This window comes from Xanthomonas sp. WHRI 10207 (assembly GCF_040202975.1).
GTDB lineage: Bacteria > Pseudomonadota > Gammaproteobacteria > Xanthomonadales > Xanthomonadaceae > Xanthomonas.
Genome location: NZ_JBEGDX010000006.1, coordinates 232,043 through 256,200 on the forward strand (window position 1 = coordinate 232,043; position 24,158 = coordinate 256,200).

Consider the following 24,158-nt stretch of genomic DNA (forward strand, 5'->3'; position numbering starts at 1 on the left):
CAGCGCCGACGATGAAATGTAAAGGAGCCGCTGCGCGGCTCCGGTAGTGCGTTGGTCAGGCCCACTGCGGCTGGGCGAGCGGTGTCATGCCCAGGGGTCTGATCGGTGTGCGGATTGCGTCCTGCGCGGTGCGGCATTGCCGCGCCATGCGCGTCGTGCGCTCGCGAATCATCGCGTGTTCGCTGATAGGCGCGCTGCCCAGCAGGCTGGCCACATGGAAGCCAAGGATTTCCTCCGCGCGGTCGCCTTGGTCGCTGATGATGTGCGGTACCAACCGCTCCAATCGTTCCAGCTCCTGCTGCACTTGATACGGGGTTTTCATGACGATCTCCAATGAATAACGGGTCTTGCGTATTACGTGTGTGCTCAACTGATGCGCGCGCCCAGGCGCTGCCAGCAGTCGGTTGCCAGCTGTTCGTAGTTGGACTGCGTACTGGATGAAATGAAGTGATGCTCAAGACGGTCGCGAAACAAACGCAGACGTTCCTGATCGCTCGAACGCGGTGCCTGCAGATAGATATCGCAGGCCATTTTCACCACCGGTGACAATTCGCTGAACTTGCCTGCGCCCAGATTTCCTTGGGCGTGCCGCGCCTGCCAATGCGCGATTTCGGCTTGTACATCGATGACGGATGGGTCTCTGCTCATGACTTGGGGCGTTCCGGGATTAAACAAACTTGACGTGCAGAGTAACTGCGGGTATGTCAACGAATGATCATCGAACGCAACCATTGCCTGCGATTTCAGCGGGCGACGCTTAATTGGTCAGCTTGTTTTCGCCTCTCTACACGCGTTGCATGCACAGGCATCGGTGCGATGTATGCCGCTTGCCAAGACGCCAGCGTTGCGTGCTGATCGGCCACACGCAATCGATGGGCGGCAGCGCAGCGATACGCACTGTGTCAGTCGCTACCGCATTGGCGCTTTCAATGCGCCTGCTTTTGTTGCAAAAACAGGCGTGCGGTGCCGCATTTTACGGAAGATTCTGAACCGCTCCACACCTGTGTAACGTCTGATCCGTAAGGTAGGCGATGACGTAATGGAGAGAGCAGACAGGATGCAGGAGAGTGAAAGCAGTCGTGGGAAGCCGCGCCATGCCAGTGGTACACCAGAAGCGCGCGTGTGGTGGCATGCCTTATTGGAACTGCGCGGTGGGCGAATGGCCATCAGTTTGATCGTGGTGGTGCTGATCGTGGTAGGCCTCTATCTGGCCTTGAAATAAGCGCAGACGCGTACCTGCAACATCGCACTGCGCCCCTCGGCCGCAACGAGCCTGGCGCCGGGATGCGGCCTTGCCGCAAGGGGATGTGATGGCAGATCCGTCATATGAGTGGGTGCGTGGATACACCACACGCATGGTGTCTGACGATGGACATGAGCGCGCCACGCATGCCTGGGTGTGCAGCGAAATTGCACGCCTGCTGGGCGCACACGATGGCGGTCTGTCCGATGTTGCGATGATCGATGAGGGTATCGGGCACCGCATCTTGCACGTGCCCGACGACACCTTGACCACCGAACAGGCCCATGCATTGGGAATTCACGATGCAGTCGGCTTGCTGGGTGGCATTGTGCCGCACGCGTTTATCGCCACCAAGGTCATCGGCCATCCATTGATCAGCGAGACGGCGACGCGAATCGATGGCTGGAATCAGGCGCTGGCGACCGCGCTGGTGCCGGCTACCTTGCCTGGCTATACGGTGTTTTCTCGGGACGATGCGCTGCATGCGCTGGACCTGTTGCTGGCCGACGGCGGTGTGCGGCTGAAACTGCCCACCGGCGTGGGTGGGAGTGGACAATGGCGCATTGCCGATACCGGCGAACTGGTGCAGGCGCTGGACAGTCTGCCAGCGGATTACCTGCGCACCCATGGCGCTGTGCTCGAGCGCAATATCCTGCAACCGCTGACGCATAGCGTGGGCGAATTGTGCGTGGCCGGAATCCAGATCGCGTATTACGGCACGCAATGCAGCGTGCGCAATGCGCAGGGCGATGAGGTCTACGGTGGATCGTCGCTGCACGTGCATCGCGGCTCGCTGGAAGTGCTGCTGGCCACTGCATTGCCGCCGTTGCAGCGGCGCGTTGTGGAACAAGCATGCCGCTACGATCGCTGCATCACGAATGCTACTGCCGGCCTGCACATTTCGCGGCGCAATTACGATGTGGTCACTGGCGAAGATGCGCATGCGGTGCCTGTCTGCGGCGTACTGGAGCAATCCTGGCGGATTGGTGGTGCGACGCCGGCCGAGCTGGCGGCGATCGCCTGTTTCCAGCAGCAGGCCGGCCTGCGCTGGGTGCACGCATCCACGCACGAACTCTACGAGGGCGAACCACCGGCCGATGCGCAGGTGTATTACCGTGCAACCCAGCCCGGCGCCGGTCCGCGCTACAAATACCGAAGGGTCTCAACCGACTGATGGAAGCCAAACTTTCCAGCATCGACATTGCGGTCGATCACGACGCGCTCAGCGGCACCTTGCTCACGCCCACCGGCATTCCGGCGGTGCTGTTCGTCCATGGCTGGGGTGGTAGCCAGCATCACAGCCTGGTGCGCGCGCGCGAGGCGGTGGGCCTGGGCTGCATCTGCCTGACCTTCGATCTACGCGGTCACGAAGGCCATGCCTCGATGCGGCAGACCGTGACCCGCGCGCAAAACCTGCAGGACATCATCGCCGCCTACGATCAGCTGGCGGGGCTTCCGTATGTGGATCAACAGTCGATCGCCGTGGTCGGCCTGAGTTATGGCGGCTACCTATCGGCGCTGCTGACGCGCGAGCGCCCGGTGGAGTGGCTGGCGTTGCGCTCGCCCGCGCTGTACAAGGACGCGCATTGGGACCAGCCCAAGGTTAGCCTCAATGCCGATCCGGATCTGACCGCCTACCGCCAACGTGCCCTGACACCCGACGACAACATCGCGCTGGCGGCCTGCGCTGCGTATACCGGCGATGTATTGCTGGTCGAAGCCGAGAACGACGTCATCGTGCCGCATCCGGTGCTGCGCAACTATGCCGATGCCTTCGTCAATGCGCGTTCGCTGACCGCGCGCGTGATTGCCGGCGCCGACCATGCGTTGAGCGTCAAGGAGCATCAGCAGGAATACACCCGCGCGCTGATCGACTGGTTGACCGAAATGGTGGTGGGCCGCCGGATTGCCCTGGCCAAGGAAGTGGTGGCTGCACGCAAGCAACTGCTCAAGCAGCAGGGCGACGCAGCGTCAACGGGGCAGGACGCGCTGGCGTTTCGCGGCGATATACGGGCGGTGGAAAACACGTCCGGTTGATCTGCCGCGCGTTTGCGTCGCCGTGCAGGCACACGTGTTGCAGCATGTTGCGCGGCCATCCCGACCATGCGGAACGCGCAAGGCGTCGTGATGCCGCAAGAGGCTAAGGAGGCGCTGCAGGTTATGGCCCACCGCAACCCACACAAACAAACGGGCCCTCGCGGGCCCGTCTGGTCTACTGCGGATCACTGGCTTTTAGCGCGGCCAATGCGCCGCGGTCTAAACGAGCTACGGATTACACGCGTGGATCGGTCGGGTTGCGACGTGCCGCATCGCCATGATGGTCCGAATCGAACGCCTCACGCACAGCGTGCTTGGCCTTTTCCCAGGTCAAACGCGAGTCGGCCTTGAAGCGGTCCCAGCCATCGCCCAGGTCGCGTTCCAGGTGGTCGTCCCACTGGCGGCCGGCATGCTGTTGACGCGCCTGCATGCCATAGCGGTAAGCCGGGCGATAGTCGTCATACGAATACTCGCTGTCACGGTAGCTGGCGCTGTCGAAACGGCCGGCATAGTGCGTGTCGCCATCGCGATACACGGTGTGGGTGCGATCGGCGCGATCCCACGCGTCGCGTGCAGCCAGACGTGCGTCATCCCATTCCAGGCGCGATTCGCCACGATGACGCGGCCACTCGCCCGCCAGCGTGGCTTCGGTTTCTTCCCAGGTGCTGGCGGGGCGCGTCTCGCGTGCCTGCAGGCCAAAGCCATACACGGTGGCGTAGTCGCGGTCGTAGTCGGTGCCTTCTTTGTAGTACGGGCGGTTTTGATGCTCCTGGCGCCAGTATTCGGTTTCTACGGTCGGGTCGAGGCGCTCGGCCACGCCCTTACCGGCAGCCGCACCTGCCACAACGCCGGCGGCCGCACCGATCAAGGTGCCCAGCGGACCAAACACCGTGCCTGCCAGTGCGCCTGCCGCCGCACCGCCAGCGATGCCGCCCACACCCACGCCAACCGGATGCGAGCCCGGGGCACCGGAGATCGGGTCGCGGTTCAAATCCTGTGCGTCTGCTTTGCGTTCCTGCTTGTCGAGATTGCTCATGCCGCCTCCGGTTACCTGATGGATGCAGCCTGCGAAGACAGGCCGCGAACGTGGCGCAACCATGGCGGCGCAAGAGTGAAACGCTTGTGCTTTGATGTGAGTGCCATCGCGACATGACTGAACTGTGCATTCGCATATGCGGATGAGGTCGCAGACAGCTTGCAACCTCGACATCGCTAAAAACATGACGAAAGAGGGCCGCGACTGCGACCCTCGGTTATCCCTTGATGCACACCACCTGGCGCAGCGTGTGCAGCACCTCGACAAGATCCTGCTGCGCGGCCATCACCGCCTCGATCGACTTGTATGCCGCTGGCGATTCGTCGATCACCGCCGCATCCTTGCGGCATTCCACATGCGCAGTCGCCTCGCGGTGCTGAGCCAGCGTGATCTGTGCACGCGCTGCGGTTCGGCTCATCACCCGTCCAGCACCGTGGCTGCAGCTATGGAAGCTCTCTGCGTTGCCCAACCCGCGCACGATGTAGCTGCGCGTGCCCATGCTGCCGGGAATGATGCCCAGCTCGCCGTTACGTGCGCTCACCGCGCCCTTACGGGTGATCAGTAATTCCTCGCCATGGTGCGTCTCCTTCTGGACATAGTTGTGGTGGCAGTTGACCGCCAGCTTCTCCAGCTGGAACTTCGGCAGACGGTGACGCATCTCCGCCAACACCCGCGCCATCATCGCTTCACGATTTTCGCGGGCGTAATCCTGTGCCCACGACACCGCTTCCACGTACTCATCGAACAACGGCTCGCCCTGCATGAAGAAGGCCAGGTCCTTGTCGGGCAGATGAAAGCCCAGCACGCGGTGTGCCAGTTGCTCACGCGCCCGCTCGATGAAGTAGGTGCCGATCAGGTTGCCGGTGCCGCGCGAGCCGCTGTGCAACATCACCCACACCGCGTCGGTCTCGTCCAGACAGAGTTCGATGAAGTGATTGCCGCCGCCCAGCGTGCCGATCTGGCACGCCAGCTTGTCGGTGCGGATGCGCTTGTGCTGCTGCTTGATCGCTTCCAGGCGCTGCACCAGCCCCGACTGCGCGATCCGCGTGTCGATGCTGTCGGGCAGGTTGCGATGCTCGCCGCCACGGCCGTTGCCGACCGGCACGCTACGCTCGATGCTGGAGCGCAGTTGCGCCAGGTTGTCCGGCAGGTCGCTGGCACGCAGGGTGGTGCGCACCGCCGCCATGCCGCAGCCGATATCCACGCCAACCGCCGCCGGGATGATGGCACCGCGGGTCGGGATCACCGAGCCCACGGTTGCGCCCTTGCCCAGGTGCACGTCGGGCATCACCGCCACCCATGGGCCGACAAACGGGACGGCGGCGATATTGCGCAACTGCGCATGCGCCTGTTCTTCCAGCGGCACGCCGCGCACCCAGCCCTTGATCGGGGTGGTGCTGCCTTCGGCGTGCAGCCATTCGAAATGTTGTGAAGTACTCATGCTGTTCATTCCTTTGCGCGGGTGTGCGGCCAATCCTTTCGCCGCACGCCCGCATGACTATCTGAGCGTCACCAACTGCTTCAGCACGCCGTCCAGGCCGCCGAACACGGTGAGCTTGTCGATCTTTTCGGTGACCTTCTCCAGCGCCTCCAGCTCCTTCAATCGCATCAGCACCGGGCTGTCTTCGATCAGCTTGGCGGTGTTGAGCAGCGAGCGGGTGGCATTGGCCTCTTCGCGCCTGCGGATCACATTGGCTTGCGCCTGCTTTTCCGCCTGCACGACCGCATTGAGGATCTCGCGCATCTCACCGGGCAGGATCACGTCCTTGACCCCAACGCCGAGCACGTCGATGCCGAAACCGCCCACGCTGCCACGCACGTAGCCGAAGATATCCGCGTCCAGCGATGCCTTGTCGCCCAGCAATTCGTCCAGCGTCTTGGCCGCAACCGCGCGGCGCAACCCGTACTGCAACTCGCGGTACAGGTAGTCGCCCGCCTTAGCTACACGCGTCCGCATTGCCACCGCATCGGTGACGCGCATGCTCGCTGCCAGATTGACCCGCAACGACACCTTGTCGCGCGTCAGCAATTCCTGGCCGGAGACCTCCACCGATTGCACACGCAGGTCGATCACCTCGGTGGCCACGTTCTTCTGGAAATTCCAGAACGCGTACGCACCGGGGCCGAAAGGTGCCATCAGCATGCCGTCGACGAACACCAGCCCGTGCGATTCGGCGGGCACGTCCATGCACACGGCCACGCGCGACACGGTGCCGAGCTGACGCAGGCGCCGCTGCACATCGCCCGGCACCTGCAGGCCATCGCCCAACGGCAAGCTCTGCACCTCGACGGTGGCCGCGCCGCGCCAATACAGCGCGCGGGTGCCCGGTGCCAGGACCTGGTCGAGCTTGCCGTTGCGGATCCGCAGGCCCACTTGCGCGGTGCCGATGTCCGCCAGCACGAAGTGCTGCGGCAATGCGGCGCCCAGCGTGTCGATCAGCATGTCGGCATCGCGGCCGACCTCGTCGCCACTGTGGATGTTGTGCACGCTGACTTCGGTACGGCTCAGCGGGTCGAACAGGCGGTAGACACCGGGCACGAGCACGCGCTCGAACCGGCGATTCCGATACACCAGGCCGCGCTCGCCGTCGCCGATCACGACCCTCTTGGTCCAGAACATGACACTTCTCCTTGGGTTGGCTCTGGTGGTCCGATCCGTAGGTACTGCCGTTTTGCCGCCCGGATCGGACTGATGGCCAAACGTGTGCCGATGCAACGCGGCGTTGGAAGGTGGAAACGCCGGTGACGGCTGCCGTGCGGGGCACGCTGCGCTGTTGGCGCCTGCCGATGCGTTGCCGCAGCTGCGCGATGGTTTGCGAAGGCAGGGCTGAGCGCAGGGTGACGCGTCCAGGGCAAGTGCCCGGCGACGTCGCCGCTGCTGCGTGCATTCACGCGATGCATTGCTTGAATGCACGCAGCATGGGCGTTTCCGTAAAGGGACTTGCGTCCCCGAGATGACCGGAAAGGTCATTGCTTGGAGCGGGAGTCGAACCCGCGACAGACAGATTAGAAATCTGTTGCTCTACCCTCTGAGCTATCCAGTAGTGGGTAATGCGGAATTGAACCGCGCCTGCGGATAGTGCCGCCGCTCGACCACGAGCCGATACCCAAAACGAGAAACACCAGAAAGATGATCGGTATACGCCACGGCACAGCCGCGCGCACCAGCTGGAATAAACTCCAGTCCGCAGACGATCTTTCGCACTGTTTCCGATGGCCGTTTTATTCAAACGGTCATTCAGTTGGTGCATGACCACACACCACCCGTGCCCGAAACCTGGGCACAGCGCTAACGCGCCTCGTGGCGATCCAACATCCCTGTTGTCGGGCAATCCGTGCCCGGGTTTCAACTGCGGTCATCCACAGGTTCACTACGAACGCACAACGAAAAACGCCCCCGGATGCAGCATCCGAGGGCGTTCGCGTGCCTCGGAGATCGGGTGACCGATCTCCTTGAATCAGGACATCAGCCGGTGATGGTGCGCACGTCCTGTTTGGCCGTGCACGCAAACGATGCCGCGCGAAGCGCGCCGGGCAGTCGATTGCGTTCGATGAAATGGCTGGTGTGCATGAGCGTGGGTCAGGTCCGGGTGCAGACAGTGCTGCGTAGGGCGCGAACATTACCTGCAGGTTTTTGGTTATGCAAGCACTTTATGAAAATAATTGATTATGTTTTTCTTCGGGCGTTGGGAATGCGGCGATTGAAAGGGTCGATCCGCGATGGATAATGCCGGGTCGATTGGATAATGATCGACACACGTTGCGCAGGAACTGTCGATGTGCGGCTGTGCAGACAAGGGTATTCCCGTTACACGGATGCGGTCGGGCATGCAGTTGCACTCGTGGCCGATGGTGCGCGGTTAGTGGCGTCTGGGGATGTGCGGTCGCAACCATGATGTACGGCAGTTGCCGCTGCCGACCTCGTGCCAGTCGCGTGCCTGCCGCGTACCTGCCGCGTACAGCAGCGGGTCCGGTCATTCACTACGAAAGGCGCAACCCGGGCGCAGGCAGCAGGCTGCCGTACCAAGTGCGCGCGGCGAGTAAAACGGCGGAGCTCAGCGCCAGGCGAACGCGATTGGTGCGTCATGCGCCACGCATCCGCCGCTGTGATGAGCACCGCCGTCGACACCTGATCTGACCACTGCGCGCGACGTGCAGTGAGCCGCGCTCAGCCGCCGTGCGTGCCGAGCGTGCGCGCGCCGGTCAGGATCATGCGCAGCATCTGCGAGATCTGTTCGATCAGTTCCGGGTCTTTTTCCGGTGGCGAGTCCATCGCCACCGCGCCCATTGCAAAGACCAGGCGGGTGATCGCCTTGGACACCAGCGCCGGCGCGTGCAACTTGGCGTTATCGGCGGCGGCCAGGCGGATCAGGTCCACGCGCAATTCGTCTTCGAAATAGGTCAGCTCGCGCTCCACCGCCTGCTTGAAGGCGTCCGACCCCACCGCGCCTTCGCGCAGCAGCACGTGCAGCAGCTTGTCGTCGGCGCGCAATTGCTCCATGAACGCTTCCACGGACACGCGGATGACGCTGCGGTCGGTGGAGGTGGCGCGCTGGCGCGCCTGCCCGATGATGGTGCGCAGCGAGCGCCCGGCCAGATCGATCAAGGACACCGCGAGCTCATCCATATCGCGGAACTGGCGGTAGAAGCTGTTTGGCGCAATGCCGGCTTCGCGTGCCACTTCGCGCAGGCTCAACGTGGACAGGCTGCGGTGCGGGCCGATCAGCGACAGCGCCGCGGCAATCAGGTCCTCGCGTGAAATCGCCGGCTTGCGTGACGGCGGCGCGTCGTGGGAAGGCAGGGCGATGGAGGTCATGAGGCAGCAGCCGGGCGTGGGGATGAATCATAGCCCCTCTGGTCGATATACAACTGTATACACGCGCGTGCATGCATGCGTATAGTGCAACCTATGAGCCTGGCACCCACTCCCAAGAGCAAGTCCCCGCTGCCTACACGGCTGGTGCGCCGGCTGGTGTCGCCACAGCTGTTCGATTTCTGGGCAACCCGGATCAATCCGCTGTGGACGCTGGATCGGCCCATGGCCCGTCTGGTCGAACGCAACGCCGCCAGCCGTGACGCGGTGACCTTGGTGTTTCAGGCCAATGGCCACTGGCAGGGCCTGCAGGCCGGCCAGCACGTCAGCGTGGGTGTGGAGATCGACGGCCGCCGTCTGCTGCGCAGCTACAGCCCCACCGTGCTGGCCGATGGCCGCCTGGCGATCACCGTCAAGGCGATCGAAGGCGGGCAGGTGAGCCGTTATCTGGCGCACGATGCGGCGCTGGGCACGGTGGTGTCGCTGGACCCGGCCTTTGGCGACATGCTGCTGCCGGCCGCGCCCACCCCGCTGTTGCTGCTGGCAGCAGGCTCGGGCATCACCCCGATGCGCGCTCTACTGCGTGCAGCCGCGCACGCCGGCATGCCGGTGGATGTGGACCTGCTGTACTGGGTGCGTCAGCGCGACGAAGCCTGCTTTCTGGACGAATTCGAGGCGCTGGCCGCCGCGCATCCGCGTCTGCGCGTGCAGGTGCTGACCACCCGCGAGGGTGCGGCGCCGGCGGCGCGCGTGGACAGCTATCCGTTGGAGCAGATCGCCGACTTGTCCGCACGTCACGTCATGGCCTGCGGCCCGGGCGGATTTGTGCAGGCGGCGCGTGCACGGTTGGAAGGTCAGGTAGCGGCGTTTCAGGCCGAAGCCTTCAGCGTGCCGACGCTGGACGACGGCGAAACCGGCGACGTCCAGGTCCAGCTGTCACGCAGCGGCCGTACGCTCACCCTGCCGCGCGGCCAGTCGCTGCTGGAAGGGTTGGAAGCGCAAGGCCTGCGCCCGAAACACGGCTGCCGCATGGGCATCTGCAACAGCTGCGCCTGCGCGCGTCAGTCCGGCACCACGCGTCACCTATTGACCGGTGAGCGCAGCAACGAACCCACCGCACAGGTGCGCCTGTGCATCAGTGCCCCGAGCACTGACCTGATCCTGGATCTGTAAGGAATCTTCATGAGCCGAGTTCATAACCGTGCCCTGTCCGCCGCCGAACTGCAGTCGTTTGGCGACGAACTCGATGCCATCCGCGCCCGCGTGCAGCGGCAGGTGGGCGCCGCCGATGCGCGCTACATCCGTCGCATCGTGGCCGCCGTGCGCTGGACCGGCGTGGCCGGCCGCGCGCTGCTGTTTTTGGGCGCGTTCGTGCACAGCGTGCTGATTCCGGCCTGGATTGCCGGCGTGGTGCTGCTGACGCTGTCCAAGATCCTGGAGAACATGGAGCTGGGCCATAACGTCATGCACGGCCAGTACGACTGGATGGGCGACCCGCAGCTCAACGGCAACACCTACGAGTGGGACATCGTTGCCACCGGCGACAACTGGCGCAAGACGCACAACTTCAAGCACCACACCTATACCAACGTTCGCGGCATGGATGACGACATCGGCTACGGCCTGCTGCGGATCTTCCCCGAACAGCGCTGGCGCCCGTTCTACCTGGTGCAGCCGTTTATCGCGGTGGTATTTGCGCTGCTGTTCGAATGGGGCGTGGCCATCCAGGACCTGCGCCTGGGCCGCTGGTTCGCGGGCAAGATGAAGGCCGCCGAATTGCGCGCGTCGTTCCTGCCGGTGGGCCGCAAGATCGGCCGCCAGATGCTTAAGGACTACATCGTGTTCCCGCTGCTGGCCGGCCCGTTCTTCCTGACCGTGCTGCTGGGCAATCTGGCCGCCAACATGCTGCGCAGCATCTGGACGTTCGTGATCATTTTCTGCGGCCACTTCACCGCCGATGCGGAAGTGTTCCCGAAGGAATCGATCCGTAACGAGTCGCGCGGCCATTGGTATCTGCGTCAGTTGCGCGGCTCGTCGAATCTGACCGGCGGCAAGCTGATGAACGTGCTGTCGGGCAATCTGAGTCACCAGATCGAGCACCATTTCTATCCGGATCTGCCGGCCAATCGTTACGCACAGATTGCGGTCGAGGTGAAGCAGATCTGCGCGCGCTATGGGCAGCACTACAACACCGGCTCGCTGCCGCGTCAGTTTGGCCAGGTGATGTGGCGGATCGTGCGGCATGCCTTCCCGAGCCGGCCCAAGCCGGTGCGCCAACGCGGCGCTGCGCTGCAAAGCGCTTGAGTGATACGAGAAAGGCCGCCATTGGCGGCCTTTTTTTATGTGGGTTATCGCCGCGACGGTAAGCAAAGCAGCAAGACGCGGCGGGTCAGCGCAGCGCTGGCCTCACGCGTCTGCATGCGACCCACGCGTGTGGTCGGCGTTGGCAAGCGATGCACCCGGATCCAGTGCACGGGTGAGGGTGGCTGAGCGACAGCACAGTGATTGCGATCGCCACTTCGACAGCAGGCCAGTTTGTGCGTTAGCGCTGCGGCCACGTGTCTGCATGCGACGCACGCGTGTGGTCTGCTAGGCGAGCGATAGACACCGCTCCGGTGTACTGACGAGGTGGACCCAGCGACAGCACCGTGGTTGCGAGCGTCACTTCGACACCAGGCGACATCGTGAGTGATTGCAGCGGTTGCAGGATTTCAGCCCGATGACGGTGATGAGCCTGAGCGTCCCAGTCGTGCCAGCCGAGGCCAAGAAGCACGATAGTGCAGCCTAGATCCTGCGTGTGGTCTTCAAGGCATCGAAGCGGCTTGCCGGGTGCCTTGAGGGCAGTGGTTGCCTATCTGAAACCGTGTGCCGCAACGCTGCGCGCCTGCGCGTGATACGCGATGAAGCCGGTCGCCGGCAGCGCGCGCGAGAACAGCCAGCCCTGCGCAAGATCCACGCCGTGTGCGCGCAGGTAATCCAGTTGCTCCTGGCGCTCCACGCCTTCGGCAATCGTACGTAGCTGCAACGTCTTGGCCATTTCGATGATGTGCGCGGTCACCGAACTGGTGGCCGAGTGGGTGCCGATGGTGTCCACGAACGACTTGTCGATCTTCAACGCATCCAGTGGCAAGCCTTGCAGGTACTGCAGGCTCGAATAGCCGGTGCCGAAATCGTCGATCGACACCGTATGGCCGGCACCGCGTAGATGGGTGATGGTGGTGCGCGCCGCATCGATGTCCATCAGGCTGCGCTCGGTCGCCTCCACCCACAATTGCCCGCTGTTCACCCCGGTGCCTTGCAGCGCCTGCGCCAGTACCGACTGCACACGGCCGCTCTTGATGTCGCCGGCCGAGACGTTGATGGCCACATGCAGCGCGGGATCGGCGGCCAGGGTGGGGCCGAGGTCGCGGATCACTTCGGCCACTACCAGATCGGTGATCGGCAAGATCAGGCCGCTTTCTTCTGCCAGCGGAATGAAGGCATCCGGTGGCACCAGCACGCCGTCCGGCTGTTGCCAGCGCACCAGCGCCTCGGCACCGACGCAACGGCCGTCGTCGAGCGCAATGATGGGCTGGTAGTGCACGATGAATTCGCCGCGCTGCACCGCAATCTCCAGCCGTGCCAGCGGCGACAAGCGGCGTCGTGAGACCCACAGCACCAGGCCGACCAGCAGCACCGCCAGCGCGATGCCGGCCGGCACCACCTGCAGCCGTGCGGCGGCCAGCGGCCCGCGCAGATAGGCGGCAGGCTCGGTGACCACCGCGGCCCAGTCGCCGCGCCGGTCGCGCCCGGACAACACCTGCGCGTCGGCGATGCTGCGGATGTCGATGTCGATGTCGATGTCGGTGTCGGTGGCGTCGCGTGGCGTCACCAGCAACTGTTCGGCGGCGGTGCCGGTGCTGCTGAGAAGGTGCCCGTCGGGCGTGCCGATCGCCAGCTGCAGGCCGGGCGGGATGTTGATGTCGGTCAGCGTGTTCGGGTTGATCAGGACGTTGTAGTCGCCAAGCTGCAGCGCCATCAAGGGATGCTGCGGATTGGCCAGCGGCAACAGCCGGGTGGTCACCGCGATGCCGCGCTTGACCACGAAGTCCGGGCTGGTCTGCGGGATGCTGTCGGGCAGCTGCCCCCATGAGGTACAGCGCAAGCGGCGTTGCTGGAAATGTCCCAGTTCGACGATGTAGTGGTTGGTCAGCACCAGCGCGCGCATCTGCGCCAGATGCGCGGGCGAGCAGGACGGCATCCGTGAGGTGGCCATGCTCAGCAAGGCACCATGCGCTTCGTCGAAGGCGGTTTCGGTACGCCGGATCGACAGCGCTGCCAGCTGGCTGAGTCTGCTTTCTTCGCGCGACAACGCCAGCCGCCACGCCAGGTAGTAGGACAGGCCGATCGGAAGCGTTGCGCACAGCAGCACCAGCAGCACGGTCAGACTGATGATGCGTTGACGCTTCACGTCACCACCCGCATCGGCATGGGGGCCAGCTCATGCGCGCGGTCTCGTGTAACCGGCGCGGTGGACCACGATCTGCGCGTACGCCACGGCCCGATTGCCACGCGCCGTAGCGCGCCGTACCGGCGTGATGTGGACCACAGATATGGACGGATGAGGCTGCACGTCGCGAATGTACGACACACGCGTGCATTGCGCGCGTCCGTCGAGCGAAGTCGACGTGATTTTTCTGCCGCCAGGTGCACGTGCGCTGCGGCAGTTGCCACAGCCAATGGATTCACGCGCCTGCACGCAGGTGCGCGTTAGGGTCGGTACGTCTGCGCTCGCCAACGCGGGCTGCGGGACCACCCGGTCCCCTGCAAGGCGCTCTCACTGGAGGAATCACCTATGACAACGCAGAAAGAACGCGTCGGCGGCACCGATGCGGTACCGATCTTCAAGATGCACGAAACCACGCGCGATGGCGAACTGGTCAAGTACGTGGTCGGCGACACCGGCGTGGCGTTCGACAGCCTGGAGGGCGCGCAAGCTGCTGCCAAGGATCTGGGCACGCTCAACGGCTGAGTAGGGCGGTTGATTGCAACGGTTGATGACACGGGCGACCTGGTCGCCCCGGTAATCGCCGGAGGTCGAAGCGGCCGGAGCGGAGGAGCGGCGTAGCTTAGTGCGGCGCGGTTTCCATACTCCGGCCGTTGTTGTATGGGGTTGAGTAGCAGAGTCTGTCTGCAGCGGAGTGCTCGATCGCAGTGGCGCTTTGGATCGGCTAACAACCCGTGGCGAGCAGTCGTCAGTTGGGTATGGATGGCGCGCTCGGAGCCGGAGTTTGCGAGTGGTCCGCCGCACCGAGCACCGGCCGCGCCTGCCTGATGGCGGCGCAGTCGTTTTGTTAGCCGCCCTCAGTTAGCAATGCTGCCGGCAGCTTGCACCGATGCCTGGCGTGTGGGCCCGATGCAGGACGACTTCGTTAACAACACGTCGCGCTCAGCGCGTATGGGCGTGCTGTCGGCATATGGCGCATGCCGCGCGCTGATCAGCGGTGTACTGGGAGTCGAGGGCCAGCCGCATCTTGCGGAGTGCATGCCCAGGCCGCGGCTGACGTGCGCCGCGCACTAGCAGTGATCGCCACGCATCCTCAGGGAAGCGGTTGCTCGGTCAGCCGCCCGGTGTGCGGGGTGTGGATCAGTGGCGCCAGGTCGAACCCTTGTTCGCGCGCATGTGCCAGGTAAGTCTGGGCGATGTTTTCGTCCAGCTGCGGCAGGCGCGCCAGCAGCCACAGATAGTTGCGATCAGGACTGCCCACCAATGCGGCGGTGTATTCCGCATCGACCCGCATCACCCAGTAATCGCCCTTGGTGAAGGGAATCCAGCGCAGGCCTTCGGGCAGGAAAGTCACTTCGAGCCGGGCGTTTGTCGCGTCGATGGCGCGCGCCTGACCGACCGCTTCCTCCAACGCGCCGGCCGCGGTCAGGCAGCGGTTCTGCACGCGCACAGTGCCGTCGTCTTGCAGCGAATAGTGCGCCGACACATCGGTACAGTCCGCATCCTCGAAGCGGATCGGCAATCTGGCGATCTCGTACCAGGTGCCGAGATAGCGGTTCAGATCCAGCGACGCAACGGTGATCAGTTCGGGAAATCGGCTCATGACGGCCTCTGCGCAAGGGGATGGCAGACGTTGTACGTGCATGGCCATGAAGTGGATGTTGGGACGCGCAGACCGGCTGCCAGGTGCTTGCCATCGCTTGTGCTGCCACTGCCGGTGCCTGTTTGTCGTCGAAGTTCTGGGCAAGCTGTGGGTAGCTGGGCCATCAAGCGGATGTTGGAAAGCTCAGCGGCCGGCTATCAGGTACGTGTCATCGCTTCGCGCTATCACTGCCGGCGCCTGTTTGTCGCCGCCGTGCGCAAGCGATTGGTTGCAGATATACAGCGGCGTGCGATCTGGCGTTTTCTGCGCAGCCAACTAAGAGCGGCTCACAAAACGACTGCGCGACCACCATGCGGGCGCGGCCGGTGTTCGGTGCGGCATGGGCCACTCCTATAGCCCCGTTTCACGTGCGCCGTCGACATCCACCTGACGATTGATCGCTAGGTTGTGTGAGCCTCAGGATGCCTCACTGGCGGCAGTCAGTGCGCGATCCAGCTTGCGATAGCCGATCGCTTCGGTCAGATGAGGCGTGGCAATCGCGGCGCTGTCGTCCAGATCGGCGATGGTGCGCGCCACGCGCAGGATGCGATGCATCGAACGTGCGGACAGCTGCAGATGCTCGATCGCACGTTCCAGCAGCAGTTGGTCGTCGTTGTGCAGCCGGCAATGGCGATCGGTGTCCGGCTGATCGAGTTGCGCATTGGGCAGCGCGCTGCGTGCGAGCTGGCGCTGCCGCGCGGCAACCACACGCGCACGCACGCTGGCGCTGTCTTCGCCCAGGTTGCCGCTGCGCAATGCCTGTGGCGGCAACCGCGGCACATCGACATGCAGGTCGATGCGGTCCAGCAGCGGCCCGGAGATGCGGCTGCGATAGCGGCGGATGCTGTCGCTACTGCAGCGGCACCGCCCGCTGCCATCGCCGGCCCACCCGCAAGGACATGGGTTCATCGCCGCCACCAGTTGAAACCGTGCCGGGAAATCCACGCTGCGCGCTGCACGCGAGATCGTGACCAGACCCGATTCCAACGGCTCGCGTAGCACCTCCAGCGTCTGTCGTTGCCACTCTGGAAGTTCATCCAAAAAAAGCACACCGTTATGGGCCAGCGAAATTTCGCCAGGGCGCGGATGCGTGCCGCCGCCGACCAGGGCGACGGCGCTGGCGGTGTGATGAGGAGCGCGGTAGGGGCGCTGCCGCCAGCGGGCAAGGTCCAGTCCGCGGCCGCTGATGGAGGTAATTGCGGCAGTCTCCAGGGCTTCGGCTTCGCTGGCTTCCGGCAGCAGGCCGGGCAGGCGCGAGGCGAGCAGGGTCTTGCCGCATCCGGGGCTGCCGACCAGTAGCAGGTGATGGCCACCGGCTGCGGCGATCTCCAGTGCGCGGCGTGCGTGCGGTTGGCCACGCACGTCGGCCATGTCGGGCAGGGCACGTGCACCAACCGCTGCCACCGCCAGTTCGGCAGCAGGCGCCTGCTGGGTGCCATTGAGGGCGGCGCAGACTTCCAGCAACGTGCGTGCGGTGAAAGCCTGGAGGTGCCCGGCAATGGCGGCCTCGGCGCCGTTGGCCAGCGGCACGATGAGCCGTCGCCCGGCCTGCGCGGCAGCCAGGGCGGCCGGCAGCACACCATCGACGCCACGCAGCTCGCCGGTCAGCGCAAGCTCGCCGATGAATTCGTATTCGGCCAGCGCCTGCCGGTCGATTTGCCCGCTGGCAGCCAGGATGCCGAGCGCGATCGGCAGATCGAAGCGGCCGCCGTCCTTGGGCAAATCCGCCGGCGCCAGATTGATGGTGATGCGCCGGGCCGGGAATTCGAACTGTGCGCACAGCAAAGCGGCACGCACGCGTTCGCGCGATTCGCGCACCGCCGCCTCGGGCAGGCCCACGATCTGGGTGGAAGGAAGGCCGCCGGAGAGATGCACTTCCACCCGAACCTCAGGCGCGTGCACCCCCACGCGGGCACGGCTGTGCACCAGCGCCAGACTCATGGTGGAGGGCTCGTCAGGGGGTGTCGGAGGAACCGGGCGCCGCACTGGGCGATGCGCCCGGTGCGCGCGCTTCCAGTGCGGCGACGGCCTGCTCCAGCGCGTCGAGTTTTTCGCGCGTGCGCAGCAGCACTGCACGTTGCACATCGAATTCTTCGCGGGTGACCAGGTCGAGCTTGCCCAGGCCGGCCTGCAGTGCGCCCTTGAAGGTGCTCTGCAGTTCTTCGCGCGATTGGCGCAGGCCCGGCGGCACCAGGTCGCTGAGGCGGCGGGCGAGGTCGTCGAGCTGATTGAAATCGATCATGGTGTTCTCCGCAGGTCCGTAGGAAGCCTAGTGCAGGCCGGGACACACGGGACATCGGCAAGGCAGTCGGCAGGCGGTAAGGATAGTCCCATTCGGTTGTGGGCCGCGGTGACGGTGGCTAAGAGCAGCGAACAAAACGGCTGTGCTCACCGCCAGGCGGGCGCGGCCGGTGCTCGGTGCGGCATGGACCACTCGCACGCTCCGGCTCCTCCGCGCCGTCCGCATGCACCGGACGACTGCTCGCTACGTTTTGTTAGCCGCTCTAAGCATGGGTGAGTGTTGCAGCCGTCCACGGTATGCTGCGCGCCCGTCATGCCCTGGGATCTGCATCAATGAAAATGATCATGGCCATCGTCAAACCGTTCAAGCTCGACGATGTGCGCGAAGCACTCGCCGGCTGCGGCGTGGCGGGCATCACGGTGACCGAAGTCAAGGGCTTCGGTCGGCAGAAGGGCCACACCGAGCTGTATCGCGGCGCCGAGTACGTGGTCGATTTTCTGCCCAAGGTGAAGATCGAAGTGGCGGTGACCGACGACCAGGCCGAGCGTGTGGTCGAAGCCATCGTGGCCGCCGCCGGCACCGGCAAGATCGGCGACGGCAAAGTCTTTGTGTACGACCTTGGCACCGTGGTGCGCATCCGCACCGGCGAGCTGGATAGCGACGCGCTGTAAGGTCTGTCGAGTGCGGCGCTGCGGTGCGGCGGCGCCTCTGCTGCGTGCTGAAATATGCTCACGGCATTGACGCGCGCATCAGGGGTTTTTCAACGCTGACAGCGCATGCGCCGATCGATTGATGCGCTGGGCAAGGCCGTGTTGCAGGCAGAACGGAATGGCTGCAATGCGCCTGTCACTGACGTAGCGGCGGCGTCCACCGCATGCTGAAAGTGCTGGCGCTGTCGACGCGTGCATCAGGACTTCTGCGACGCCTACACCACACGCGCCGATCGAATGATGCATGCGGCGATGACGCGTTAGGGGCAAAACGGAACGGTGGGGATAACTGCCCTGCGCCTGTCATGGTGGGCCGCATGCGAGCCTGACCGCGCGACCGCTACATCCGATGTGCCACGGACTCAGGTCGGTTCCGACGCCAGCGTGGCGTCTTGGCAGCTCTCGTCATGGCCCCCGCGCGCTGGTGGAGCGTCGAGTACGCCCATGCTTCATTCGGCGATATGGCCGTCTCGCCGTCGCTTGATGTGGACTCGCTGCTACCGCAACCATGGTCCTGACTAAGCCAATCGCCCCGCGTTTCATACCATTTCAATACCGCAGCTCATGGCCGGCGCGCCTAGTTCCTTTCGGTCCGGACGGCGCATTCGCTCATAACAATCGCGGCCAAAACCAGGCTGGAACCTCTAAGACCAAGCCACGCTTGTCGCCACGCAGCGACTTGCCTACTCTATGCCGTAATACCATTCCAATACCGGAGTTCGGACATGAAGCGACGCAACAGGAAGTCGGGCTTGCGCCTGCTCTCGGTCTTGGTGGCAGTGGGACTGACCGCCCCTGCGCTGGCCGAGCCGGTCACTCAGCCGGCGCTGTTTCCGACCCCGGTATCGATCGTGCTGGATGGGCAGACGATCAGCTTGGGCCGGTCGGTGGTGCTGGTCGTCGCGCCGGGCGCGGACCCGGCCTCGGTCGCGTTGGTGCGCAGCCTGCTCGGGTCGGCCGGCGTCAGCAAGATCGCCACCGCATCGCGCCTGCCGACCACGCTCGATCGCCCGCATATCGTCATTGGCACCGGCGAGGCGGCGGTGGTGCGCGATGCACTGACGCGCAGCAAGGCCACGCAGGACACACATACCGAAGGCTATACGTTGACCAGCGTTGCGCTGGGCGGCGGCAGCCTGATCACGCTGGCCGGCCACGACAGCGATGGCCTGTTCCATGCCGTGCAGACCCTGCGTCAGTTGCTTGAGCGGCCGGCCATCCCGGCGCTGGTTATCCAGGATTACCCGGCCATGCCGATCCGCGGCACGATCGAAGGTTTTTACGGTGCGCCGTGGTCGATGGCCGACCGCAGCAAGCACATCGATTTTCTGGCGCGCACCAAGGCCAACACCTACATCTACAGCCCCAAGGACGACCCGTACGCGCGCGACCGTTGGCGCGATCCGTACCCCAAAGCGACCTTGAAGGCGCTGGGCACGTTGGCGGCCACCGCCAAGCGCAACCATGTCGATTTCGTCTATGCGATTTCGCCCGGGCCGAGTGTTTGTTTTTCCGATCCGGCCGACGCCAAGGCGTTGCTGCGCAAGTTCGATGCGTTCCGCGCGCTTGGCGTGCGCAGCTTCTATGTGGCGTTGGACGATATCGAATACACCAAGTGGAACTGCGAGCGCGACAAGACCACCTTCGGCGAGTCCGGTGCGCAGGCGGCGGGCATCGCGCAGTCGCATCTGCTCAATCTGGTGCAGGCCGATCTGGTCGCCCGCCACGCTGCTGCGTCGGAGCTGATCATGGTGCCGACCGAGTATTTCGACGCCAAGGAAAGCCCGTACAAGGAGGCGCTGCGTAAGCATCTGGACCCAAAGATCGTGGTGCAGTGGACCGGCACCGACGTGGTGCCGCCAGCCATTTCTATTCCCGATGCGCGCGCGGCGACCAAGGCATTCGGGCGCAAGACGCTGCTGTGGGATAACTACCCGGTCAACGATTTCGAAACTTCCGCCGGCCGCTTGTTGATGGCGCCGTATGCGCGCCGCGAGGCCGGGCTGTCGGCCGAGTTGTCCGGCATCGTCTCCAACCCGATGAACCAGGAAGTGCCCAGCCGCGTCGCAGTGATGGGGCTGACTGCGTTCGCGTGGAACGACAAAGGCTACGACGCGCAGCGCACCTGGCATGCGGCAGCGCGCGATCTGGCCGGTGGCGATGCGCGCGTGACGGCGGCATTGCTCACCTTCTTCGATACCCAGCATCTGGCGCCCACCTTTGGCAGCCAGCCGTGGCAGGAGCAGGCGCCGCGTCTGAAGGCCGTGCTCGACCAGGTGCGCGAGGCGATCGCGTTGGGCGATGCCACGGCGCGTAGTCAGGCCATTGCAATGCTGGCGCGTACCGCCGACGACATCGCCGCTGCGCCTCAGATCATTCGCGACGGTGTAACCGACAAGGGCTTTGCCGAACAATCGCGCCCCTGGCTCGACGCGATGGAAAGCTGGGGCCGCGCGCTGCAGCAGACCGCCGCCGGCCTGGATGCGGCCAATCGCGGCGATACCGCAGCGCCGGCGTTGTTTGCCGATGCTGCCGCAGTGGCCGCCAAGGCCGCGGCCGTCCCCTCGATTCCCGGCGCCACGCGCTTCGGCGGGCCGGTCAAGATTGCCGATGGGGTGCTCGACCGCTTCGTGGCAGACGCACCGACGCTGATCGCCTACAAGGTGCCAGCCGGATCGGCAGCGGTAGAGCACTGACGGCGCTGCTGGCGATTAAGAGTAGCCAACAACACGACGGTGCTCACCGCCAGGCGGACGTGGCGCGCGCGGTGTGGCATGTACCACTCGGACACTCCGGTTGCTCCGCGCCGTACGCACCTACCTGACGACTGCCCACTAGGTTTTGTGAGCCGCTCTTAGCTGTTACGCGTCGCGTTTGAGGCGGCGATACAGCCGCTTCCAGCCACCGCGCAGGCCACGCACCCAGCCCGGCTCGGCGCTGCGTGCGGCCTCGTCGGCGGTGGGTGCGATCCCGGCCAGGCGCTGGCGCATCTTCTGGAAATTGGCCACGTCGCTGCGTTGCAGTTGGCGTGCCACCGTGCCGCGCCGCAGCCAGCGCGGGATCCGCCACGCCGAGGTGAAATCGATCAGCACCGGCACCCCGGCACTGACCACCACGTTGGTGCCGTGCAGATCGTTGTGGGTGATGCCGAACGCATGCAGGCGACGCAGCGCCTGCTGCAATTGCTGGAAGACCTCCTGGCCCACCACCGCACTGGCGCTGAGCGTGTCGCCGGGAATGAACTCCATCCCCAGCGCCAGGCCGCCCAACGTACCGAGCAGGGCCGGGGCATGTCGCCAGCCGTGCAGGCGGCGCAGCATGCGCGCTTCATGGCGGACCATCAGCCTTGCGATGGGTGCCAGCAGCGTGCGGCGATAACGGCCGTAGTCCTTGACCACGGCCAGTTGCCCGTCCAGATGGGTGCGGTAGACATTGGGCTCGAGCAGCCGTGTGCCCTGTTTGAGCAACACGGGAGTGACGACCTGCAGGCTGGACACATCCAGCGGTTGGTAATGCATGACAGTTCTCCGGACCCTGGCGGCGCGGAGGTGTCACGCGTGACGCAGGTCCAAGGGGATCACAAGGGATCGGGGTCACGCAATTTTAGAACTTGCGAGTATTGAAATTACATTTGTTTAACAAATGAAATGTTCCGGACATGGAACGCCCTTGCAATTCAGTCGGTTGAAGCGCTCAGTTCCTTCCAAAACCACTGGGCTGCCGCGCGCTGCGGAAGCGCCACTCCGCAGGTGCCGGCACGTGCGACATAGCCGCCCAGTCGCCATCCGCGCGAGACCGGGACGGGAGGTGGCGATCGGTTGGCGGGGTTGTCAGCCTCGGTTTGGAACACGTCAAAGCCGCACTCCGGCGGACCGTCTGTCGACGCGCGTCTCAGCGCTTCTTGACAGGCAATGAGACTCCAGACACTGTGCGCGCTGCGGTCAGGGGGCTGCATCACGCGCGCGTCGCGCACATCCACGCCGATGTGCCACGGCCGCTGCCTTGGGCAGTGCAGTGATGCGGGGACGCTCCCGGAAAGATGACGGCAACTGCGCCACTTCCAGACGCTGTCGGGTCCGCCTGCGTGCGCACGGATGCGGGAACGAGGGAGGATCACTTCATGGGGAATGCGATGAAAAAGACTGCAACACTGCTGTTGGCCTGCACGGCGCTTGGCGTCACGGCACAGACCTCGGCGCAATCGTTGTCGCGCGGCTGGGATAGCTACCGGAAACAGCAAACGCAACCGCAGGCAGGCACGCAGGGCAACTCTGCACCGGCCGCGCCGCTGTCGCGGCCCTCGCACGCCGGCAACGGCGGCGCTCCGACGGCCGTCGGTGGAAGCGGAAGCGCAAATGTGGCCGAAGAGACTGGCGGATTTGCCACCGTCACGACGCAGACGCCTGCGGTGGATGCGCCGCCTGCACCGGCCTATGTGCTGCCAATGCCGCGCGAAGAGGATCAACGTCTGAAGAGCGGCGTTTTTCTGGGCGTGCAGGGTGGTCAGGGCAAAGTGTACGAAGGCATCGAACAAGACATGCTCGGCTTCAACGCAGGCTATCGTTGGAGGGCGGGTCCGGCGACGCTGGTCGGCATTGAGGCGGCAGTTGGGAAGCTGGCCCGTATCAGTGATCACGACGGCGCCTACGTCCCTAGCGTTGAGTTCGGAAGTCTGGGCGCCATGGCACGTTTCAACTTTGGCGACAGTCCACTGTTCGCCGTGGTGCGCCTAGGCTACTGGTCGGCCAACTCCAATGGCGAATCCAATGAACGGGTTTCCGGCGGGTATGCCGGTGCCGGATTAGGCGTAGATATTGGCCGGCATGCGAGTTTGAGCGTGCTCTATACGAACTATCTCTATGCCAACGACTACTACGATTCCGACGAAGACATCACCATCAATCGCGCGGATGTGTTCAACGTCGGCGCCGAAGTCCGCTTCTGAGTGAAGTGGATGCTCGCAAAAGGGCGGACGGCAACGTCCGCTCTTTTGCGTTCCGGCGACGCATCCTGACAGCGATATCTGGACACGCGTAGCACGCGTGCCTCAGCTGGCCAGCTTGCGTTGCAGAGGCGTCCATGCAGCTTGCTGTAGTGTCGTGCGCAACGCGGTGATCAGCCGGTGGTGAGAGCAGATGAACGCAGTGGCGCAGTTGTTGACAGACGAACAGGACCCGGTGGCCGCCGGCAAGATCCTGCCCAAGGTGACCGAGCTGTTGACCGCAGACGAGCAGGTCGCCTATCTCGGGATCCAGAAAAAGATGGTGATGAATCTGTCGCCCGATGCGGTGGTGCTGACCAACCGTCGATTCATCGTGGTGCGGCCAACCCTGTTTGGCATGACGTTCCAGGATTTCCCCTGGCGCGATGTCCAGGATGTGCACCTGAGCGAGCAAATGCTGGGCGCCACCATCACCTGTCGCACCGTGCAAGGCCGTATCGCGGCGATCGACAGCCTGCCCAAGCGGCAGGCGCGACGCATCTACGCCTACGCGCAGCAGGTGGAAGAGGTGGCCTACGAAAAACGTCAGCAGCTGGAAATCGAAAAACTGCGCGTGGCGGCCGGTGGCGTGGTGGTGCATGCGCCGCCAGCGCACCTGCAAGCGTCCCCGGCAGCGCAACCGCTGGCGATAGACGACCCGGTGCAGGTGCTGGGCAAGTTGAAGCAATTGCTGGATGCCGGGCTGGTCACCCAACAGGAATTTGATGTCAAGAAGGCCGAGGTATTGGCGCGGCTATGAGCTGCGTGCTCTGCGCGCATGCTTGAGCGGACACGCGAGGCCGTCGGCGTAGGCCTTGAAGCGGCTGATAAGTAGCCGGCGTGATGTGGAGACGGACGGCACCCTCGGAATCGGCCTGGACGCACGGCAGAGACCGATTGCGCGCGGCGAACGCGCCGCGGCCTGTCAGTGAGCGCAGCAGTGTTGTCATCCGCGCTTCGTCGCGCCG

The 24,158-nt window shown here is 64.5% G+C and carries 22 protein-coding genes, 1 tRNA gene and 3 other RNA genes; 13 read left to right on the forward strand and 13 right to left on the reverse strand.

Features of this window, described 5'->3' with window-relative positions:
• Positions 1–55: 55 nt before the first annotated feature.
• Positions 56–322: a hypothetical protein gene (locus tag ABQU90_RS18840; RefSeq protein ID WP_055847314.1), complete on the reverse strand. Its 267-nt coding sequence runs from the start codon at positions 320–322 to the stop codon at positions 56–58.
• Positions 323–366: 44 nt separating this feature from the next.
• Positions 367–648: a hypothetical protein gene (locus ABQU90_RS18845; RefSeq protein WP_323523390.1), complete on the reverse strand. Its 282-nt coding sequence runs from the start codon at positions 646–648 to the stop codon at positions 367–369.
• 409 nt (positions 649–1,057) lie between these two features.
• Between ABQU90_RS18845 and ABQU90_RS18850 the strand changes: the two genes are divergently transcribed.
• The 3 genes from ABQU90_RS18850 to ABQU90_RS18860 all read left to right on the forward strand — a co-directional run bounded on the left by ABQU90_RS18850 (position 1,058) and on the right by ABQU90_RS18860 (position 3,280).
• Entirely contained in the window at positions 1,058–1,222 is a 165-nt protein-coding gene (locus ABQU90_RS18850; RefSeq protein ID WP_164497025.1) for a hypothetical protein, read from the forward strand.
• Positions 1,223–1,310: 88 nt separating this feature from the next.
• Positions 1,311–2,417 carry a DUF3182 family protein gene (locus ABQU90_RS18855; protein WP_323523373.1) on the forward strand — a complete coding sequence of 369 codons (1,107 nt, stop codon included), beginning with the start codon at positions 1,311–1,313 and terminating at the stop codon, positions 2,415–2,417.
• Positions 2,417–3,280, forward strand: coding sequence for an alpha/beta hydrolase family protein (locus ABQU90_RS18860; protein ID WP_055847320.1), 864 nt, complete (start codon positions 2,417–2,419; stop codon positions 3,278–3,280). Before ABQU90_RS18855 ends, ABQU90_RS18860 begins: the two co-directional genes overlap by 1 nt.
• A gap of 235 nt (positions 3,281–3,515) precedes the next feature.
• On the opposite strand, the gene ABQU90_RS18865 is transcribed toward ABQU90_RS18860, so the two are convergent.
• The 4 genes from ABQU90_RS18865 to ABQU90_RS18880 all read right to left on the reverse strand — a co-directional run bounded on the left by ABQU90_RS18865 (position 3,516) and on the right by ABQU90_RS18880 (position 7,357).
• Positions 3,516–4,316 (reverse strand): hypothetical protein, encoded by an 801-nt coding sequence (locus ABQU90_RS18865; protein WP_323523374.1) that lies wholly within the window; start codon positions 4,314–4,316, stop codon positions 3,516–3,518.
• A 217-nt stretch (positions 4,317–4,533) separates the two neighbouring features.
• Positions 4,534–5,757 (reverse strand): RtcB family protein, encoded by a 1,224-nt coding sequence (locus tag ABQU90_RS18870; RefSeq protein ID WP_323523375.1) that lies wholly within the window; start codon positions 5,755–5,757, stop codon positions 4,534–4,536.
• A gap of 57 nt (positions 5,758–5,814) precedes the next feature.
• Complete coding sequence (locus ABQU90_RS18875; protein WP_323523376.1) at positions 5,815–6,936, reverse strand: slipin family protein; 1,122 nt, start codon at positions 6,934–6,936, stop codon at positions 5,815–5,817.
• A 354-nt stretch (positions 6,937–7,290) separates the two neighbouring features.
• A tRNA-Arg gene (locus tag ABQU90_RS18880) sits at positions 7,291–7,357 on the reverse strand.
• A 399-nt stretch (positions 7,358–7,756) separates the two neighbouring features.
• Here ABQU90_RS18880 and ABQU90_RS18885 point away from each other — a divergent pair.
• A complete protein-coding gene (locus ABQU90_RS18885; RefSeq protein ID WP_323523377.1) occupies positions 7,757–8,044 on the forward strand; it encodes a hypothetical protein in 288 nt (95 codons plus the stop codon).
• Positions 8,045–8,484: 440 nt separating this feature from the next.
• Here ABQU90_RS18885 and fabR read toward each other — a convergent pair whose 3' ends face one another.
• Positions 8,485–9,132: an HTH-type transcriptional repressor FabR gene (gene fabR / locus ABQU90_RS18890; RefSeq protein WP_055847328.1), complete on the reverse strand. Its 648-nt coding sequence runs from the start codon at positions 9,130–9,132 to the stop codon at positions 8,485–8,487.
• A gap of 93 nt (positions 9,133–9,225) precedes the next feature.
• On the opposite strand from fabR, the gene ABQU90_RS18895 reads away from it, so the two are divergent.
• Both ABQU90_RS18895 and ABQU90_RS18900 read left to right on the forward strand, forming a co-directional pair.
• Positions 9,226–10,302 (forward strand): ferredoxin reductase, encoded by a 1,077-nt coding sequence (locus ABQU90_RS18895; RefSeq protein WP_323523378.1) that lies wholly within the window; start codon positions 9,226–9,228, stop codon positions 10,300–10,302.
• Between the two features lie 9 nt (positions 10,303–10,311).
• Positions 10,312–11,433, forward strand: a complete 1,122-nt coding sequence (locus ABQU90_RS18900; protein ID WP_115514138.1) for a fatty acid desaturase family protein — start codon at positions 10,312–10,314, stop codon at positions 11,431–11,433.
• Between the two features lie 547 nt (positions 11,434–11,980).
• Here the strand turns inward: ABQU90_RS18900 and ABQU90_RS18905 are convergent.
• Positions 11,981–13,579: an EAL domain-containing protein gene (locus tag ABQU90_RS18905; RefSeq protein WP_323523379.1), complete on the reverse strand. Its 1,599-nt coding sequence runs from the start codon at positions 13,577–13,579 to the stop codon at positions 11,981–11,983.
• 384 nt (positions 13,580–13,963) lie between these two features.
• Between ABQU90_RS18905 and ABQU90_RS18910 the strand changes: the two genes are divergently transcribed.
• Positions 13,964–14,140: a hypothetical protein gene (locus ABQU90_RS18910; RefSeq protein WP_005989247.1), complete on the forward strand. Its 177-nt coding sequence runs from the start codon at positions 13,964–13,966 to the stop codon at positions 14,138–14,140.
• A 197-nt stretch (positions 14,141–14,337) separates the two neighbouring features.
• On the opposite strand, the gene ABQU90_RS18915 is transcribed toward ABQU90_RS18910, so the two are convergent.
• The 4 genes from ABQU90_RS18915 to ubiK form a co-directional block, all read right to left on the reverse strand.
• Positions 14,338–14,410, reverse strand: a non-coding RNA gene (locus ABQU90_RS18915) — sX9 sRNA.
• Positions 14,411–14,708: 298 nt separating this feature from the next.
• On the reverse strand, positions 14,709–15,218 hold the full coding sequence (locus ABQU90_RS18920; protein WP_311239118.1) for a lipocalin family protein: 510 nt from the start codon (positions 15,216–15,218) through the stop codon (positions 14,709–14,711).
• Between the two features lie 456 nt (positions 15,219–15,674).
• A complete protein-coding gene (locus tag ABQU90_RS18925; RefSeq protein ID WP_323523380.1) occupies positions 15,675–17,198 on the reverse strand; it encodes a YifB family Mg chelatase-like AAA ATPase in 1,524 nt (507 codons plus the stop codon).
• A gap of 13 nt (positions 17,199–17,211) precedes the next feature.
• Positions 17,212–17,499 (reverse strand): ubiquinone biosynthesis accessory factor UbiK, encoded by a 288-nt coding sequence (gene ubiK / locus ABQU90_RS18930; protein WP_055847344.1) that lies wholly within the window; start codon positions 17,497–17,499, stop codon positions 17,212–17,214.
• A 183-nt stretch (positions 17,500–17,682) separates the two neighbouring features.
• Between ubiK and ABQU90_RS18935 the strand changes: the two genes are divergently transcribed.
• The 4 genes from ABQU90_RS18935 (at position 17,683) to ABQU90_RS18950 (ending at position 21,059) form a co-directional block, all read left to right on the forward strand.
• Positions 17,683–17,758: non-coding RNA, sX9 sRNA (locus ABQU90_RS18935), on the forward strand.
• Positions 17,759–17,795: 37 nt separating this feature from the next.
• A complete protein-coding gene (locus ABQU90_RS18940) occupies positions 17,796–18,170 on the forward strand; it encodes a P-II family nitrogen regulator (protein WP_202863455.1) in 375 nt (124 codons plus the stop codon).
• A 764-nt stretch (positions 18,171–18,934) separates the two neighbouring features.
• A complete protein-coding gene (locus ABQU90_RS18945) occupies positions 18,935–20,905 on the forward strand; it encodes a glycoside hydrolase family 84 protein (RefSeq protein WP_323523382.1) in 1,971 nt (656 codons plus the stop codon).
• 78 nt (positions 20,906–20,983) lie between these two features.
• Positions 20,984–21,059: non-coding RNA, sX9 sRNA (locus ABQU90_RS18950), on the forward strand.
• An 11-nt stretch (positions 21,060–21,070) separates the two neighbouring features.
• On the opposite strand, the gene ABQU90_RS18955 is transcribed toward ABQU90_RS18950, so the two are convergent.
• Positions 21,071–21,727, reverse strand: a complete 657-nt coding sequence (locus ABQU90_RS18955; RefSeq protein WP_323523383.1) for a phosphotransferase — start codon at positions 21,725–21,727, stop codon at positions 21,071–21,073.
• Between the two features lie 614 nt (positions 21,728–22,341).
• Between ABQU90_RS18955 and ABQU90_RS18960 the strand changes: the two genes are divergently transcribed.
• Entirely contained in the window at positions 22,342–23,154 is an 813-nt protein-coding gene (locus ABQU90_RS18960) for a hypothetical protein (RefSeq protein ID WP_323523384.1), read from the forward strand.
• 190 nt (positions 23,155–23,344) lie between these two features.
• Positions 23,345–23,950, forward strand: coding sequence for a PH domain-containing protein (locus ABQU90_RS18965; RefSeq protein WP_323523385.1), 606 nt, complete (start codon positions 23,345–23,347; stop codon positions 23,948–23,950).
• Positions 23,951–24,158: the final 208 nt, after the last annotated feature.